Origin of the sequence: Promicromonospora sukumoe, from assembly GCF_014137995.1 — a bacterium.
Taxonomy (GTDB): domain Bacteria; phylum Actinomycetota; class Actinomycetes; order Actinomycetales; family Cellulomonadaceae; genus Promicromonospora; species Promicromonospora sukumoe.
Genome location: NZ_JACGWV010000001.1, coordinates 3,368,755 through 3,384,616, shown reverse-complemented (window position 1 = coordinate 3,384,616; position 15,862 = coordinate 3,368,755). Strand labels below are relative to the sequence as shown.

The 15,862-nt window shown below is 71.3% G+C and carries 16 protein-coding genes; all 16 read left to right on the top strand.

The window, feature by feature from the left end; genetic code table 11:
* The first annotated feature begins 45 nt into the window (after positions 1–45).
* The 16 genes from FHX71_RS14980 (at position 46) to FHX71_RS14905 (ending at position 15,861) form a co-directional block, all read left to right on the top strand.
* Positions 46–2,169: a DNA gyrase/topoisomerase IV subunit B gene (locus FHX71_RS14980; RefSeq protein WP_182617616.1), complete on the top strand. Its 2,124-nt coding sequence runs from the start codon at positions 46–48 to the stop codon at positions 2,167–2,169.
* Between the two features lie 43 nt (positions 2,170–2,212).
* Positions 2,213–2,650, top strand: coding sequence for a DUF4430 domain-containing protein (locus FHX71_RS14975; protein ID WP_182617614.1), 438 nt, complete (start codon positions 2,213–2,215; stop codon positions 2,648–2,650).
* The gene (locus FHX71_RS14970) at positions 2,629–3,327 is read left to right on the top strand and encodes a DUF6580 family putative transport protein (RefSeq protein WP_182617612.1); all 699 of its coding nucleotides are present in this window, start codon (positions 2,629–2,631) and stop codon (positions 3,325–3,327) included. Before FHX71_RS14975 ends, FHX71_RS14970 begins: the two co-directional genes overlap by 22 nt.
* A gap of 206 nt (positions 3,328–3,533) precedes the next feature.
* Positions 3,534–4,946, top strand: a complete 1,413-nt coding sequence (locus tag FHX71_RS14965) for a lipase family protein (RefSeq protein WP_182617610.1) — start codon at positions 3,534–3,536, stop codon at positions 4,944–4,946.
* Between the two features lie 198 nt (positions 4,947–5,144).
* Entirely contained in the window at positions 5,145–5,441 is a 297-nt protein-coding gene (locus tag FHX71_RS14960; RefSeq protein WP_182617607.1) for a WXG100 family type VII secretion target, read from the top strand.
* A gap of 4 nt (positions 5,442–5,445) precedes the next feature.
* Complete coding sequence (locus FHX71_RS14955) at positions 5,446–5,727, top strand: hypothetical protein (protein ID WP_121383829.1); 282 nt, start codon at positions 5,446–5,448, stop codon at positions 5,725–5,727.
* Positions 5,728–5,796: 69 nt separating this feature from the next.
* Positions 5,797–7,233, top strand: a complete 1,437-nt coding sequence (locus FHX71_RS14950) for a hypothetical protein (RefSeq protein WP_182617605.1) — start codon at positions 5,797–5,799, stop codon at positions 7,231–7,233.
* Complete coding sequence (locus FHX71_RS14945; RefSeq protein WP_182617603.1) at positions 7,230–7,955, top strand: hypothetical protein; 726 nt, start codon at positions 7,230–7,232, stop codon at positions 7,953–7,955. The genes FHX71_RS14950 and FHX71_RS14945 overlap by 4 nt, the downstream gene beginning before the upstream one ends.
* Complete coding sequence (locus FHX71_RS14940) at positions 7,952–8,656, top strand: hypothetical protein (protein ID WP_182617601.1); 705 nt, start codon at positions 7,952–7,954, stop codon at positions 8,654–8,656. The genes FHX71_RS14945 and FHX71_RS14940 overlap by 4 nt, the downstream gene beginning before the upstream one ends.
* An 86-nt stretch (positions 8,657–8,742) precedes the next feature.
* Positions 8,743–9,039 (top strand): WXG100 family type VII secretion target, encoded by a 297-nt coding sequence (locus FHX71_RS14935; RefSeq protein WP_182617598.1) that lies wholly within the window; start codon positions 8,743–8,745, stop codon positions 9,037–9,039.
* A gap of 7 nt (positions 9,040–9,046) precedes the next feature.
* The gene (locus FHX71_RS14930; RefSeq protein WP_182617596.1) at positions 9,047–9,331 is read left to right on the top strand and encodes a hypothetical protein; all 285 of its coding nucleotides are present in this window, start codon (positions 9,047–9,049) and stop codon (positions 9,329–9,331) included.
* A gap of 56 nt (positions 9,332–9,387) precedes the next feature.
* Complete coding sequence (locus tag FHX71_RS14925; protein ID WP_182617594.1) at positions 9,388–10,764, top strand: hypothetical protein; 1,377 nt, start codon at positions 9,388–9,390, stop codon at positions 10,762–10,764.
* A complete protein-coding gene (locus tag FHX71_RS14920) occupies positions 10,764–11,465 on the top strand; it encodes a hypothetical protein (protein WP_182617592.1) in 702 nt (233 codons plus the stop codon). The genes FHX71_RS14925 and FHX71_RS14920 overlap by 1 nt, the downstream gene beginning before the upstream one ends.
* On the top strand, positions 11,462–12,217 hold the full coding sequence (locus tag FHX71_RS14915; RefSeq protein WP_246402585.1) for a hypothetical protein: 756 nt from the start codon (positions 11,462–11,464) through the stop codon (positions 12,215–12,217). The genes FHX71_RS14920 and FHX71_RS14915 overlap by 4 nt, the downstream gene beginning before the upstream one ends.
* A 91-nt stretch (positions 12,218–12,308) precedes the next feature.
* Positions 12,309–14,009, top strand: a complete 1,701-nt coding sequence (locus FHX71_RS14910) for a LysM peptidoglycan-binding domain-containing protein (protein ID WP_182617589.1) — start codon at positions 12,309–12,311, stop codon at positions 14,007–14,009.
* 28 nt (positions 14,010–14,037) lie between these two features.
* The gene (locus FHX71_RS14905) at positions 14,038–15,861 is read left to right on the top strand and encodes a discoidin domain-containing protein (protein WP_312877057.1); all 1,824 of its coding nucleotides are present in this window, start codon (positions 14,038–14,040) and stop codon (positions 15,859–15,861) included.
* Position 15,862: the final 1 nt, after the last annotated feature.

The window sequence follows — 15,862 nt, the reverse complement described above, 5'->3', positions numbered from 1 at the left end:
GGGCGCCTGACGTGGGTTGTCGGTGACCTCGTCTACGCTGTCGCCGTGACCGCAACGTCCGAGTCGTACACCGCTCGCCACCTGTCCGTCCTCGAAGGCCTCGAGGCGGTTCGTAAGCGTCCCGGGATGTACATCGGGACCACCGACTCCCGTGGCCTGATGCACTGCCTCTGGGAAGTCATCGACAACTCCGTCGACGAGGCCCTGGGAGGCCACGCGACGAAGATCGGCGTCGTGCTGCACGCCGACACCTCGGTGACCGTGTCGGACGACGGCCGCGGCATCCCGGTCGACATCGAGCCCAAGACCGGCCTGAGCGGCGTCGAGGTGGTCTACACCAAGCTGCACGCGGGCGGTAAGTTCGGCGGCGGCTCCTACCAGGCGTCCGGCGGTCTGCACGGCGTCGGCGCCTCCGTGGTGAACGCGCTGTCCTCCCGCCTCGACGTCGAGGTGGACCGTGGCGGCAAGACGCACCGCATGACCTTCCACCGCGGCGAGCCGGGCAACTTCTCCGACCCGGCGTCCGGCCCCAGCCCCGACGCGCAGTTCCAGCCCTTCGTGGACCACTCCGAGCTCGGCGTGGTCGGCAAGGTGCCGCGCGGCCGCACCGGCACGCGCGTGCGCTACTGGGCCGACCGGCAGATCTTCCCCAAGTCCGCGGTGTTCAGCTACGACGAGCTGGTCACCCGCGTCCGGCAGACCACGTTCCTGGTGCCGGGCCTCGAGATCGTGGTGCGGGACGAGCGCGGCGTGCCGGGCACGCCGGGCGAGAACGGGCCGCACGAGGAGTCCTTCAAGCACACCGGCGGCGCGGCCGACTTCGTCGAGTTCCTGGCCCCGGACACGCCCGTCACGGCGACCTGGGTGCTGCAGGGCTCGGGCAACTTCACGGAGACCGTGCCGGTGCTGGACGAGCGCGGCCACATGTCGCCGCGCGAGGTGCAGCGCGAGTGCGAGGTCGACATCGCGCTGCGCTGGGGCACGGGCTACGACACCGAGGTGCGCTCGTTCGTCAACATCATCTCGACCCCCAAGGGCGGCACGCACCTGACGGGCTTCGAGCAGGGGCTGCTCAAGGTGATCCGCAAGGGTGTGGAGACCAACGCGCGCAAGCTCAAGGTCTCCACCAAGGACGGCGCGGAGCGCATCGAGAAGGACGACGTGCTCGCCGGCCTCACGGCCGTGGTCACCGTCCGCCTCTCGGAGCCGCAGTTCGAGGGGCAGACCAAGGAGGTGCTGGGCACCGGCCCGGTGCGCCAGATCGTCTCCCGCGTCGTCGAGAAGGAGATCCAGGCCCGCCTGACCTCCACCACGCGCGACGGCAAGACCCAGGCGTCGCTGCTCCTGGACAAGATCGTCGCCGAGATGCGCGCACGCATCACGGCCCGCAAGCAGAAGGAGATCTCGCGCCGCAAGAACGCGCTGGAGACCTCCTCGCTGCCGGCCAAGCTCGCGGACTGCCGCTCGAACGACGTGGAGCGCTCCGAGCTGTTCATCGTCGAGGGCGACAGCGCGCTCGGCACCGCCAAGCTGGCGCGCTCCAGCGACTTCCAGGCGCTGCTGCCGATCCGCGGCAAGATCCTGAACGTCCAGAAGGCGTCGATCAGCGACATGCTCCGCAACGCTGAGTGCGCGGCCATCATCCAGGTGCTCGGCGCCGGCTCCGGCCGGTCGTTCGACGTCGAGGCTGCGCGCTACGGCAAGATCATCATGATGACCGACGCCGACGTCGACGGCGCCCACATCCGCACCCTGCTGCTGACCCTCTTCTACCGCTACATGAAGCCGATGGTGGAGGCGGGCCGCGTGTTCGCGGCGGTGCCCCCGCTGCACCGCGTCGAGGTGATTGGCAACGGCCGCCGCAAGAACGAGTACATCTACACGTACTCCGAGGCCGAGCTGGGCGTCACGCTCAAGAAGCTCGACCGCGCGGGCCGGCGCTACAAGCCCGACATCCAGCGGTACAAGGGCCTGGGCGAGATGGACGCCGACCAGCTCGCGGAGACCACGATGGACCCGCGGCACCGCACGCTGCGCCGCGTCACCGCGGAGCACGCCGAGGCCGCCGAGCGGGCGTTCGAGCTGCTGATGGGCACCGACGTGGCGCCCCGCAAGGAGTTCCTCATCGCGGGCGCGGCCGAGCTGGACCGGTCCCGGATCGACGTCTGAGACGACGGCGCCCTGCGGCGCGCCCCGACCTAGACTGACCGGCGTGAACACGACCACTCGCCGCCCGCTCCGGGCAGTCGCCTCCGCGGCCACCGCACTCCTCGTCGCCGGCCTGCTCGGCGCCTGCGGCGGTACGACCGCGGAGCCCGAGACCATGGTCTCCGCGACCCTCGGCCAGCAGCAGGACGCCGAGGCGTCGGCGAGCGCGTCCGAGTCGGCGTCTACGTCGGCGGACACCTTCGGCTACGAGGGCCGGACCGGCGCGACCGCGCTGGAGCTGCTCCTGGAGGCGGACCCGTCGGCCGAGGTCACGGGGGAGGGCGAGAACGCCTTCGTCACCGCGATCAACGGCCGGGCCGCCGACGACTCGAAGAACGAGTTCTGGTCGCTGTCCGTGGACGGCGAGCTCGCGCAGGTCGGCGCCGGTTCCCTGGAGACCGAGGACGGTCAGGAGATCACGTGGACGATCGACACGTTCTGACGCCGTCGTCCGACGGACGGGACCAGGCGGCTGACTCGCGCCCCGGGCAGGGTGCGCGTGATCTGACCGGGCGGGACCTGGGCGGGCGGGAGCTGGCTGGGCGGGATCTCTCCGTGCGTGAGCTGGCGCAGCGGTGGTGGCGGCCCGCGACCGTGGTGCTCGTGCTGGCCGCCGCGGTGGTGTGGCGGCTGGTCGCGCCCGGGCTGGGCGCGCCGCCGAACCTCGAGATCGCGACCGCGGCGACCTTCCTCGCCGTGCTCCTGCTCCGCAACCGGTGGGCGGCCGTGGTGCCGTTCGCCGTGGTCGCGGTGAGCGACGCGGTGCTCGGCAACACGCAGATCATGTGGTTCACCTGGTCGGCCTGGGCGGTGATCGGTGTCGGCGCGATCCTGGCGCGGCACCTGCGCGGGCCCAAGCGGTACGCGGCCGCGCTCGGCGTGGGCGTCGTCGGCTCGCTGTGGTTCTTCGCCTGGACCAACTTCGGCGTGTGGCTGCTGGACGGGATGTACCCGTCGACCCTGGACGGGCTGCTCGCGAGCTACGTGGCGGGCCTGCCGTTCCTGCGCACGATGCTGCTCGGCAACCTGGTGCTCGTGCCCCTGGCCGCCGTCGTCGTCGGCCTGGTGGAGCGCGCCGAGACGAGCGCGTCCCCGGCCCCCGCCCCGGCCAAGGGCTAGCGGCCAGGCCAGTACAAGACCGCGACACCGACTTCGGCCGGTTGCGTTGAGATCGGTCGGTCGACCGACCGATCTCAACGCAACCGGCCGAAGTCATGGGGTGAAGGCTGTCGCGCTGCCACTATTGCGGTTACAGTCAGTAGCGGCCCGTGCGCGGGCCCGGGCGCTCAGTGCCGAGCGTCCGTGGACCTCAGCGAGGAGATCCGATGCCGCTCGTCAACCGTTCGCACGCCTCGTCCGCCGTCTCGTCCGCCGTCCCTGAGCCAGGCCGACGCCGCTCGCGGCTCCGCTGGACCGCCGTCGTCGCCGCACTGACCGTGCTGGGGCTGCCCGGCGTCGCCGCCGTCCCGGCCTCGGCCGCCGACCCGTCGGCCACAACCGCACCAGCCGGCTCGTCGCCGGCGCCTTCGTCGGCCGGCGCAGCACAACCGGCCGACCTGTTCGCCCGCGCGGACCAGCGCGCCCAGGTGGGCGAGTCCGCGAAGGTGTCCGGCACCTCCAGCAGTTCCGACGTGCCCGACGTGCCCGTCGTGCCGAACCAGGCCGTCCCGCTCGACGACTTCTACACCCCGCCGACGCCCCTGCCCGACGGCGCGGACGGCGAGATCGTCCGGTGGCGCGAGGAGCCCCGGCAGCTCACCGCCCGCAACTACCTGGTGATGTACCACTCGACCAACGCGACCGGCCAGGACATCCCCGTGACCGGCCGGGTGCTGGTGCCGAACACGCCCTGGCGGGGCGAGGGGCCGCGGCCGATCGTGTCGGTGGCGAGCGGGACGCGCGGCGTCGGCGACACGTGCGCGCCGTCGCGCTGGCTCGACTACGAGCGGCCCTTCATCGAGCCGATGCTGCTGGCGGGCTGGGCCGTCGTCGTCACCGACTACGAGGGGCTCGGGACGCCGGGCGGCCACACGTACGTCGTCGGGCAGTCGGAGGGGCGCACCGTCATCGACATCGTGCGCGCCGCGACGAACCTGCCGGCCACGGGGCTGGAGGCCGGCGGCAAAGTCGCCTTCTCCGGGTACTCGCAGGGCGGTGGGGGAGCGATGTGGGCGGGCGAGCTGCAGCCCGAGTACGCGCCGGAGCTCGACCTGGTCGGCGTCGCCGCGGGCGGCGTGCCCGCCGACCTGTCCGAGGTGGCCGAGGGGCTCGACGGGAAGGTCGGGTTCGGGTTCCTGCTGTTCGCGGCCTACGGGCTCGACGCCGCCTACCCCGAGCTGGACCTGGAGTCGTACCTCAACGAGCGCGGCCGGGAGACGTTCGAGCGGGAGAAGGACGCCTGCGTCGAGGCCACGCTGCCGCACGCGTTCCAGAACATCGGCATGTTCACCTCGACGAACCCGCTGCGGTCGCCGCAGTGGCAGGCGCGGCTGGACGAGAACCGGCTCGGGGCCAACCCGCCCGACGTCCCGATCCGGCTCTTCCACGGGACGCTCGACGAGATCGTCGCGCCGGGTCAGGCGCGGACGCTGCGGGACGAGTACTGCGCGGCCGGGGCCGACGTCCAGTGGGAGTGGCACCTCGGCGAGCACGTCTCGACGATGGTGACGGGCGCGCCCGGCGTCATCACGTTCCTCGACCGGAGGTTCCGGGACCGGCCGTTCCTGGGGCACTGCTGAGACCGCAAAGCCCCAGGTGAGGGGCACATTTTGGCTGAACGGCGACGGGCCCGGGGTGATCCCCGGGCCCGTCGTCGCTGCGCCGCGTGCCGTTCCCCGGCTGTTCACGCGCGCGTCGCCGTCCGGTTAGTCCGATTGATGACGATTACCGCGTACGTGAGTCCGTCCGAGCACGAGCGACACCCAAGGGGTTCTGTCATGGCCAACATCAATGTGACCTTCCAGCAGATGGAGGACGCCTCCCAGCGCATGAAGCAGGAGGCGGACGACATGCAGGCGAAGCTGGACCAGCTGCGCACCATGGTCGACAACCTGGTCCAGGACGGCTACGTCACCGACAAGTCCTCCAAGCGCTTCGACGAGTCCTACAAGGAGCTCGACAAGGGTGGCAAGCAGGTCATGGAGGGTCTGACCGGCATCGGCGAGTACCTCAAGCAGGCCGCCGAGGCGCTCCGGAAGACCGACGAAGAGCTCGCGAACGCCCTGAACAAGTAGTCCCATGGCCGACCTGGTAGTCACGTCGGTCGCCGTCGACGACGCCGCCACGCAGCTGGCGGCGATCGTCGACGAGTTCAAGAACATGGGAAAGCTGTGGGAGGACGGCACCGTCTGGGGTCACGACACCGTCAAGCGGGCCATGGACGACTTCGTCGAGGACTGGTGGGTCAAGCGGGAGAAGCTCACCACCAACCTCTCCGACCTGCAGAAGAAGATGGAGCAGGCCGCGGAGCAGTGGAACAACCTGGAGATCGAGCTCGCGGCGTCGTTCGACGAGCAGTAGTGCCACGAGCGGTAGTGCCACGAGCAGCAGTTCCACTGACAGCGCACACGTAGCAGGAGGACGACGAAGATGGGCGATACCCGGGCCGGGGAATGGCATCTGCTCGACTACGACTCCGACCCCGTCCCGGCCGACGTGGCCGGTCTGGACCCGGTGATCAAGCACTACGAGGACATCGCACTGGCGATGTCCACGCAGGCCAAGCTGCTCAAGAAGATCGGCGACGGCGACGAGACCCTGCTCAAGGGCAAGGCCGCCGACGCGATGCGCAAGCGCTCCCGGGAGAGCGCCGAGGCGCTGAACAAGGCGTCCGGCCGGTACGACGACATCCGGGACGCGCTGAAGACCTTCCGGCCGGAGCTGGAGTACGCGCGCTCCGAGACGGGCCTCGCGCTGACGGCGGCGCAGGACGCGGACACCGCCCAGAGGGGCGCGGAGGGCCTGCCCGACCCGGTGAACGCCGACCGGCCGGACGACGCACCGCCGCTCACGGACAAGGAGAAGCGGGAGTCCGAGAGCCGCACCGGCAAGATCAACGAGGCCAAGGGTGCCCTGGAGGCGGCAAAGGCCAAGGCACGAGCCGCCATGGTCCGGTTCGACGCCGCGGCCACCGCCGCCGCGAACAAGATCCGGGAGAACTGGGCCGACGACGGCCTGCACCACAGCGGCTGGGAAGCGTTCCTGCACAAGCTGAACAAGTTCCTGAAGAAGCTCGTCGAGATCCTGATGTACATCGGGATGGCGCTGGCGATCCTCAGCATCCTCATCCCGGGCCTCGGCATGCTCACCCTGCTGAGCGTGATCGCCACCGTGGTGTCCGTCGCGGCCAGCTTCATCCTGGCGGTCCAGGGCGAGGGCAGCTGGCTGAGCGTCATCATCGGCGTGCTCAGCCTCGGCCTGATCGGCGTGGCGGCCAAGATGGCGGGCAACCTCAAGAACATCCAGGCGTCGCTGCTGACCAAGGGCGCCGGCTCGTTCGGGAGCCAGAACCGGCAGCTCCAGTTCCTGATGAGGGACCGGGAGTGGTTGCGCAGCATGGTCAACATCGGGCGGAACCCGGACCTGACCCGCCGGATCAACGACCTGACGATCACGCTCGGGCCGCTGGGCCGGAACCTGCGCAGCTGGCAGGACTTCGCGGGCAAGACCAGCGTCTCGCCGGGCTGGTGGCAGGTGTTCACCAACCCGAAGTACTTCGCGACCGACCTGAGCCGGCTCATGGACCGGCTGGGTGGTGGCACCTGGCGGTGGGACCGCCTGATCGGCATCAGCGACATCAAGGACGTCCAGAAGATCACGTCCGCGCTCGGTCAGATCGGTGTCACCGGCTTCACGATCAAGCCATGGATGTACATCGGCCCGATCTCGTACACCTTCGGGTGGGCCATGCGTCCGTTCAGCCTGGTCAACCCGTCCAACTTCAACCCGAGCGACCCGCGCTGGAGCCTCGACGGGTGGCGGGACGCCGACTACAGCGGCCTGTACGGGGAGAACCCGGTCCTATGACGACGCCGAACGGCCTGCCCTCCGCCGGTCTGCCCAGTGCCGGACTGCCCGGGTGGACCTGGAACGTGGACCCGGCCCCCCACTGGCTCGTGGTCCCCGCCCTCGCGACCGAGGGTCCCGAGGACGTCGCGACGTGGGAGCGCGAGGCGCTCGTCGCCGTCCGGGACTCGCTCCGGACGCAGTACGACGCCGACACGGAGACCGCCGTCGGGCCCGCGGAGCGGCCCGAGCTCGACGAGGTCGGGCTCGACGAGGCCGGGCGAGCGGAGCTCGACCGGGCGGCCGGCGAGTCGGTCACCAACCTGCGGGCGTTCGCCGACGGCATGGCGGCCGAGGGACATCGGGTCGTCGCGGCGCTCGGCGTGCTGGGCCGTGGCCCGGTGCCCGTGCTGGTCGCCGTCGGGGCGAGCGATCCGGCGGACCCCGACGACGGCATGCTGGCCGCGCTCGGCGCGACCGGCGGCAACCCCGTCGCGCCGCCGAACGTCGAGTACCCCGACCTGCCCGACGGCGACGGCGTGCGGGTGACCCGCCTCGACGTCGGCGAGCTGTCCGGGGGCGGCTGGCTCAGCATCGGGCTCGGCCGGCGCGCCGAGCACGACGACGTCGTGGTGGACACGGTGCTGGTGTGGCGGTCCCAGGACCTCATGCTGGGCGCCGCGATGCTGGAGCTGCTCGACGAGCTCCTGCCCGCGGTGCGGATCACCCGGACCGCGGCATGACCGGCCCGGAGGCGGACCTCGCGGCAGGGTCCCCGACCGACACCTGGGCCTTCCTCCTGCCCCCGGGGTGGGCCAGGTTCCCGACCGGCGCGCTCCGCGAGAAGGAGCTCGACGCCGCCGTCGACGAGGTGGTCGCGCGGGCGCCGTCCGGCGACGACGCGCTCCGGACCGCGCTCCGCGCCGCGTTCGCCGACGCGGGCATCGGGGCCGTGTACCTCCCGACCGCGCCGGTCGCCGGGATGGCGGTCCCGGCGTCGATCACCGAGTCGGAGGTCTTCGGCGAGATCGGGCGCAGCACCGCCGAGGTCGCGGCGCAGGTTCTGGGCGAACCTGACGGGCTGGACCAGACGGCAGATCTGGACCAGACGGCAGGGCAGGACCAGACGGCAGGGCTGGGCGAGCCCGTCGACCTGGACGGTCGTCCGGGTGCGCGGGTGGTACGGACCAGGCACGATGTGCACCGAGAGGGCGGCCGGCCGCTGAGCTCCACACGCGAGGTGACGTACGTCGTCTCCCGGGACGAGGTGGCCGGCGACTGGTTGGTGCTGTCCTTCAGCACCCGCTGGGACAGCCCGGGCACCGAGCGGCTGGCCGCGACCCTGGTCGATTTCTTCGACGCCGTCATGGCCACGTTCCGCTGGACCGGCCCCGGTGCGAGCCCGGTCAGCCTGCCTGAACGGACGGTTCCGGGTTCTGCATAGGGGATTGTCCTAGGATTCACCCCAGGGGTGTCCGGTTCATGTACGATCGCCCTGTTTTCCACGAGGCAACCCGAGAGGACCGAATCATGGCCAACATCAATGTGACCTTCCAGCAGATGGAGGACGCCTCCCAGCGCATGAAGCAGGAGGCCGACGACATGCAGCACAAGCTGGACCAGCTGCGTTCGATGGTGGACAACCTGGTGCAGGACGGCTACGTCACGGACAAGTCGTCCAAGCGTTTCGACGAGTCCTACAAGGAGCTCGACAAGGGTGGCAAGCAGGTCATGGAGGGTCTGACCGGCATCGGCGAGTACCTGAAGCAGGCCGCCGAGGCGCTGCGCAAGACCGACGAAGAGCTCGCGAACGCTCTGAACAAGTAGTCGTCGGATGGCTGACCTCGTCGTCACCTCGGTCGCCGTCGACGATGCTGCCGAGCAGCTGAAGTCGGTGCTCAACGAGCTCGAGAACATGAAGGAGCTCTGGGACGACGGCGACATCTGGGGTCACAAGACGGTGAAGAACGCCATGGGCGACTTCGTCGATAGCTGGTGGGTCAAGCGGGAGAAGCTCCAGGACAACCTCAAGGACCTCCAGGGCAAGATGGAGACGGCCGCCGAGACCTGGAACGACACCGAGATCGAGCTGGAGAAGTCGCTGACGCCCGACAAGTAAGGGCGGACCCGGCACGACCTGCTGACAACGAGTCAGCGCGACCCTGAGGAGACTGGATGAGCGCCGCCCGCGTGGGTGAGTGGCATCTGCTGGACTACGACGACGACCCTGTGCCGGCCGAGGCGTCCGGGCTGGATGCGGTGATCAAGCACTACAAAGAGATCGCCGAGATGATGACCACGCAGGCGGCGCTCCTCAAGAAGATCGGCGATGGCGACGAGACCTTGCTCAAGGGCGAGGCCGCCGACGCGATGCGCAAGCGCGCCCGGGAGAGCCACGAGGCGCTGGGCGCGGCCGCGGGCCGTTACGAGGACGTGCACGCCGCGCTCGTGACGTACCGCCCGGAGCTGGAGACCGCGCGCTCGGAGACGGGCAAGGCGCTGACCCAGGCCCAGGACGCGTCCGCCGCCCGGAAGGGCGCCGAGGGCCTGCCCGACCCGGTGAACGAGGACCGGCCGGACGACGCGCCGGCCCTGACCACCGAGCAGAAGAACGAGTCCCAGAACCGCGCGGACAAGATCTCGACCGCGAACGGCGAGCTCGACGCGGCCAAGACCAAGGCCCGCAACGCCATGACCGCCCTGGACGCGGCGGCCCAGGCCGCCGCGACCAAGATCAAGGAGAACTGGGGCGACGACGGGCTGAACCACAGCTGGCAGGAAGCCCTGCGGCACAACTTCATGAAGTTCCTCAAGGGGCTCGTGGAGATCCTCGGCTGGATCGGCATGGCCCTGGCGGTGCTGGCGATGATCATCCCGGGCCTCGGCGTGCTCGCCTGGGTGGCGCTGGGCGTGGCGGTGGTCGGCCTGCTCGGCTCCATCGTGCTGGCCGCCACCGGCGAGGAGAGCTGGATGGGCGTGGTCTGGGGCGCCATCGGCGTGATCACCGCGGTCGCCGGCCTGGCCGTGGCCAAGGTGATCGGTGCCGCCGTGAAGGCCTCGAAGGCCGCGTCCCAGTCGGCCACGGCGATCCGGCTGAACGACCTGTCGCGTGTCGCGGACCGCCTGGCGGTCTTCCGGAACAACATCGACGGCCCGTTCAGCGCCTTCGCGCTCAACCGGGTGCTGTCGGGCGGGCTCAAGTTCACCGAGAACCTGACGAACCTGTCCAAGCTCCAGAACCTGCTGAAGATCAACCCGGCCGCCTGGAAGATCCCCTCCTTCACCGGGGCCATCGGCATCGGCGGCATCAAGCAGCTCGGCGCGATCAACGCGGCCCTCGACGGCCTGAAGATCACCGGGATCACCGGCGGGTTCGTCAAGCCGTGGGTCTACGTCCTGGGCTCGGGCAGCTGGTTCACCGGCTTCGTCTCCGGGGCGTGGAGCACCGGCGTGCCGGCGTCGTCGTTCGGCGACGACCTCCGGGAGAACTTCACCGGCACGACCGACTGGGAGTACAACCACATCACGACCGGAGCCGGGGAGCCGATCTAGTGAGCGAGAGCAGCGCACTGGGCGCGGCAGGCAGCGCGGCGGAGGGCACGGCGACGGCCGGCGTCCAGGACTGGGCGTGGACCATCGACCAGGTGGACGGCTGGACGGCCGTGCCCTCCAGCGCGGACCCGGCCGACGTCGTCCGCGAGTGGCAGGACGAGGTCGTCGCGGCGGTGCTCGCCTCGGTCGAGCCCACGATGGACCAGATGATCGACCTGGGCGTGCCCGTGTCCGACGCCGACCGCCGGCTGATGCACCAGAACGTCGCCGAGTCGGTGACCAACCTCGTGGCGTTCGCCGACCAGGTCGCGCCCGACGCGCGGGTCGCCGCGCTGGTCGGCCTCCAGGACCGCGGCCCGGTTCCCGTGCTGGTCAGCGTCGCGCTCAGCGAGCCCGGCACGGAGGACGACATCCTCATGCAGGTGCTGGGCGCCACGGGCGGCAACCCCGTGAACGCCCCGAGCATCGAGTACCTCGACCTGCCCGACGGCGACGGCATCCGGGTCACCCGGACGGAGATCGACCCGGACAGCGCCGAGGTCTGGCTGAGCGTCGGCCTGGGCCGGCGCACCGAGCACACGGACGCGGTGGTCGACACCGTGCTCCTGTGGCGTACCCAGGACATCATCATCGCGGAGGCGGTCGGCGCGGCGCTCGACGAGCTGCTGCCCGCCGTACGGATCACCCGGAGCGGACCATGACCGACCAGCAGCCCGCCGTCACGAGCCCGAGCTCGGGCACGACGTCGGACCCGACGCCGGACCCGACCTCCGGCGCGAACCCCGGGCGCGGCGGCAAGCCGACCGATGCCTGGGTGCTCCTGCTCCCGCCCGGCTGGGCACGCTTCCCGACGGGGGAGGGGCAGCAGCGGGCGCTGGACGCCGCGGTCGAGGAGGTCGTCGCGCGCGCCCTGCCCGACTCCCTGCCCCGCGACCGCGCCGAGCCGTACCGGCACATGCTGCGCGACGAGCTGCACAAGAACCTCGCCGCCGCGCGCGACGCCGGCACCGGCGCCGTCTACCTGCCGACCGAGCCGATGGAGGGCGTGCACATCCCCGCCTCGATCGCCGAGATCGAGGTCGTGAGCGACGCCGGAACCAACCCGCTGCAGATCGTGACCAGCATCCTCGGCGACGGCTACGAGGAGAGCGAGCTGGTCGAGCTCGACGGCCGCCCCGGAGTCCGCGTGGTGCACACCGAGCACCAGATGAAGCGCGACGAGGACTGGCCCGAGCTCTCGACCCGTCAGGTCCTCTACGCCGTCTCCCGCGACGAGACCGACGGCGAGTGGCTGGTCCTGTCCTTCAGCACGGTCTGGAACAGCACCGCCACCGAGCGCCTGGCCGAGGCGCTGGTCTTCTTCTTCGACGCGGTGATGACCACCTTCCGTTGGGCCGGTCCCGGCACCAACCTGCTCAACCTGCCGGACCGGAGCGTCCCCGGCTCCGTGTGAGCCCGGGCCCCCCGGACGGCGCACGTCCTCCCGGATCTCCCTCCGGCACGTACATCCCGACTGACGCGACACATCTGAAGACGGAGCAACTGTGCAGCACCCCCACCGCATCGCCGCCGCCATGGCCGCGGCGATACTGTCCACGACTGCGGCCGGGGCTCTCCTCGTCGCGACCGCTCTGCCGTCGACAGCCCTGCCGTCGGCGGCCCAGCCCTCAACAGCCCTGACATCGAACGCCCAGGCGACCACCGTCGTCACAGGCCCTGCCACCGCCCTGGCCACCACCCTCGCCGCCACGAAGGACGGCGAAGAGGTCAAGTACTACGTGGTGCCGGCCAAGCCGGAGGGCGAGCAGGAGTTCCTGTTCGACATCGCCCAGCGCTTCCTCGGTGACGGCGGCCGGTACACGGAGATCTTCGAGCTGAACAAGGGCCGCACGCAGCCCGACGGCGAGGCCCTGACCGACGAGACCGTCCTGCTGCCGGGCTGGGTCCTGCAGATGCCCGACGACGCCGAGGGCGAGGGCCTCGAGGTCGGTGCGCTGCCGACCGGCCCCGCGGAGGGCGAGGGCGCCGGTGAGGCGGGCGCCTCGCCCGAGGCGTCGGCCGCGCCGTCGGTCCCGTACTACGTGATCGCGGAGACGCCCGAGGGCGAGCCCGAGTACCTCTACCTGATCGCCGAGCGGTTCCTGGGCGACGGCGAGCGGAACACGGAGATCTTCGAGCTCAACGAGGGTCGCGTGCAGCCCGACGGCGGCAAGCTCACCGACCCGGCGGTCGTGACCGTCGGCTGGGTGCTCCAGATGCCGGAGGACGCGAAGGGCGAGGGCCTGCAGAACGGCCCGCTCCCGGGCCCGAGCGCGGCGGCCGAGCCGAGCACCCCGGCCGAGGCCACGGACTCGCCCGGTGACGGGACGCAGTCCGGCGGGTCGTTCCTGGAGCCGATCCTGGTCGGCGTGGGCCTCGCCGTGGTGGCGGCGGCCCTCGTGCTCGTCGTCGTCTACCTGGTGCGCCGCTCGCGCTCCGGCCGCGAGGAGCCGTTCGACGACAGCCTGCTGCGCACCGACACGTCGGCGTCGTGGATGGTGGACCGCGCCCTGCGCGTGCTGCTCGCCGCGTGCGAGCGCGACGGCATCGACGTCCCGGGCATCACCGGGGTGTTCATCGAGGGTGGCGCGATGCGGCTGCGGCTGGCCGGCCCGGTCTCCCCGGCGCCCGAGCCGTTCGTCGCCAACGAGGACGGCCAGAGCTGGTCCGCCCCGCTGGCCCGGCTGCAGGCGGCGCCGGCCAGCGAGGCCTCGACCGCGCGGTTCTCCCGGCTCGTCACCATCGGCGTGGCCGAGACCGGCCGCGTCCTGGTCGACTTCGCCCGCGCGCGCGGCGTCATCAGCCTGGACGGCCCCACCCGTGCGCGGCACGAGGTGCTGCGCCGCTGGCTCGGTGAGCTGACCGGCAACCCGTGGTCCAACGACCCCCGCGTCGTCATGGTCGGCAACGGCCTGCCGCAGCCGGAGCAGGTCGAGCACCTGACGGCGATCGAGCAGGTCATCCCGGAGCTGGACGCCACCGGCGGCGGCGTGCTGGTGCTGTCGCAGGCGCCGTCCGTGGCTCAGCAGGACCTGCTGGCCTCCCGGTTCGCCGACCCGCGCTTCGCCTGGGTCGTCATCGTGCTCGGCGAGTCGACGTCGGCCAAGTGGCGGATCACCGCCGCCGACGACGGCTGGCTGCGCAGCGGCTTCCTGCCCGACGTCCGCTACACGGAGCAGACGGCGGTGCGACGGGCCGGTGAGTGAACGACTGACAGGGGTCGCACGCCTTTCCGTGGCGACGACCCTGGTGACAGCGCTGCTCCTGACGTTCGGTGGCACGTTCTTCGGTGGCGCAGCACAGGCGCAGGTACAGCACGCGCCGGTAGTGACGGACAAGCAGGTGGAGCCCGTCCTGCTCTCGCAGGGCAAGCCGGCCGTGGCCTCGTCCCTCGAGAAGCCCGAGTTCCCCGCGCGCCAGGCCGTGGACGGCAACTCGAACACCCGGTGGTCGAGCGCCTTCAGCGACCCGCAGTGGCTGCGGATCGACCTGGGGCGGGTCACGACGGTGCACCGGGTCGAGATCGACTGGGAGGCGTCCTACGCGACCGACTACCGGATCGAGCTGTCGAAGGACGGCGAGTCCTGGGAGACCCACTGGGTGGGTGCAGGCGACGGCGGCAACGACGTGCTGAACATGCTCGGCGAGGGCCGGTACGTGCGGATGTACTCCGGCGCGCGCAGCGGCACGGCGGGCAACTCCATCTGGGAGATGCGCGTCTACGGCGAGCCGCCGCCCAAGCCCACGCCCAAGCCGAGCCCGAAGTCGAGCCCCAAGCCGAGCGCCACGGCGCAGGCGGAGGTCTCGCCGAGCCCGTCCGAGACCCCGCGACCCGTCCCGAGCCGTAGCGGCCCGCCGGGATCGGTCGTGTACTACGTGGTCAAGGCGACGCCCGACGACAACGTCGAGAAGCTCAACGCCATCTCCGAGCGGTTCCTGGGCGACCGGGAGCGCTGGCCGGAGATCGCCGCCCTGACCGAGGGACACCGGCAGCCCGACGGCGAGTACCTGACCGACCCGCGGACGCTGACCCCCGGCTGGGTGCTGCGGATGCCGAAGGACGCGGTGGGCAAGGGCCTGAAGTTCGGCCCGCTGCCGGGCTACGAGGGCCCGTCCCCGTCGCCGTCGGTCGCGCCCTCGCTCTCGCCGACGCCGACGGCGGTGGCCGACGTGGCGGGCGCCGAGGAGACGAGCTTCTCCGTGCCCGTGGTGCCGATCCTGCTGGTCGTCGGCGGCGCGCTGCTGCTCGGCGGCCTGGTGCTCCTGGTGATCTGGCTGGTGCGGCGCCGCAAGCGGGCCGAGCCGTTCGACGACAGCCTGCTGCGCACCGACACGTCGGCGGCGTGGACGGTCGACCGGGCGCTGCGCGTGCTGATGGCGGCCTGCGAGCGCGACGGCCTGGAGATCCCCGGCACGACCGGCGTCTTCATCGAGGGCAGCGCGCTGCGGCTGCGGCTGACCAACCCGGCGTCGCCGGCCCCGTCGCCGTGGCAGGTGAGCGAGGACGGGCAGAGCTGGTCCGCGCCGCTCGCCAAGCTCCAGTCCGGCACGGCGTCGGACAGCCCGACCACCCCGTTCTCCCGGCTGGTCAACCTCGGCATGGGCGAGACGGGCCGCGTGCTCGTGGACTTCTCCGTGGCCCGCGGCGTGATCAGCCTGGACGGCCCCACCCGGGTGCGGCACGAGGTGCTGCGCCGCTGGCTGGGCGAGCTGACGGGCAGCCCGTGGTCCGACGACCCGCGCGTGGTCATGGTCGGCAACGGCCTGCCCCGGCCCGAGCAGGTCGAGCACCTGACCGGGATCGAGCAGGTGCTGCCCGAGCTGGAGGTGGGCGACGGCGGCGTGCTGGTGCTGTCGCAGGCGCCGTCGGCCGCGCAGCAGGACATGCTCGCGGCGCGGTTCGCGAACCCGGAGTTCACCTGGGTGGTGATCGTCCTGGGGCAGTCCCCGTCGGCGAAGTGGCGCTTCACCGCGGGCGACGACGGCTGGCTGCGCAGCGGGTTCCTGCCCGACGTGCGCTTCGACGAGCAGACCGCCGTGCGGCGGGGAGGCGAATGAC

What these genes read in the sequence shown, in the direction of transcription:
- FHX71_RS14960 (WP_182617607.1), top strand. Translation starts at nt 5,145, where the DNA reads ATGGCCAACATCAATGTGACCTTCCAGCAGATGGAGGACGCCTCCCAG.
- FHX71_RS14930 (WP_182617596.1), top strand. Translation starts at nt 9,047, where the DNA reads ATGGCTGACCTCGTCGTCACCTCGGTCGCCGTCGACGATGCTGCCGAG.
- FHX71_RS14965 (WP_182617610.1), top strand. Translation starts at nt 3,534, where the DNA reads ATGCCGCTCGTCAACCGTTCGCACGCCTCGTCCGCCGTCTCGTCCGCC.
- FHX71_RS14935 (WP_182617598.1), top strand. Translation starts at nt 8,743, where the DNA reads ATGGCCAACATCAATGTGACCTTCCAGCAGATGGAGGACGCCTCCCAG.
- FHX71_RS14945 (WP_182617603.1), top strand. Translation starts at nt 7,230, where the DNA reads ATGACGACGCCGAACGGCCTGCCCTCCGCCGGTCTGCCCAGTGCCGGA.
- FHX71_RS14915 (WP_246402585.1), top strand. Translation starts at nt 11,462, where the DNA reads ATGACCGACCAGCAGCCCGCCGTCACGAGCCCGAGCTCGGGCACGACG.
- FHX71_RS14955 (WP_121383829.1), top strand. Translation starts at nt 5,446, where the DNA reads ATGGCCGACCTGGTAGTCACGTCGGTCGCCGTCGACGACGCCGCCACG.
- FHX71_RS14940 (WP_182617601.1), top strand. Translation starts at nt 7,952, where the DNA reads ATGACCGGCCCGGAGGCGGACCTCGCGGCAGGGTCCCCGACCGACACC.
- FHX71_RS14950 (WP_182617605.1), top strand. Translation starts at nt 5,797, where the DNA reads ATGGGCGATACCCGGGCCGGGGAATGGCATCTGCTCGACTACGACTCC.
- FHX71_RS14925 (WP_182617594.1), top strand. Translation starts at nt 9,388, where the DNA reads ATGAGCGCCGCCCGCGTGGGTGAGTGGCATCTGCTGGACTACGACGAC.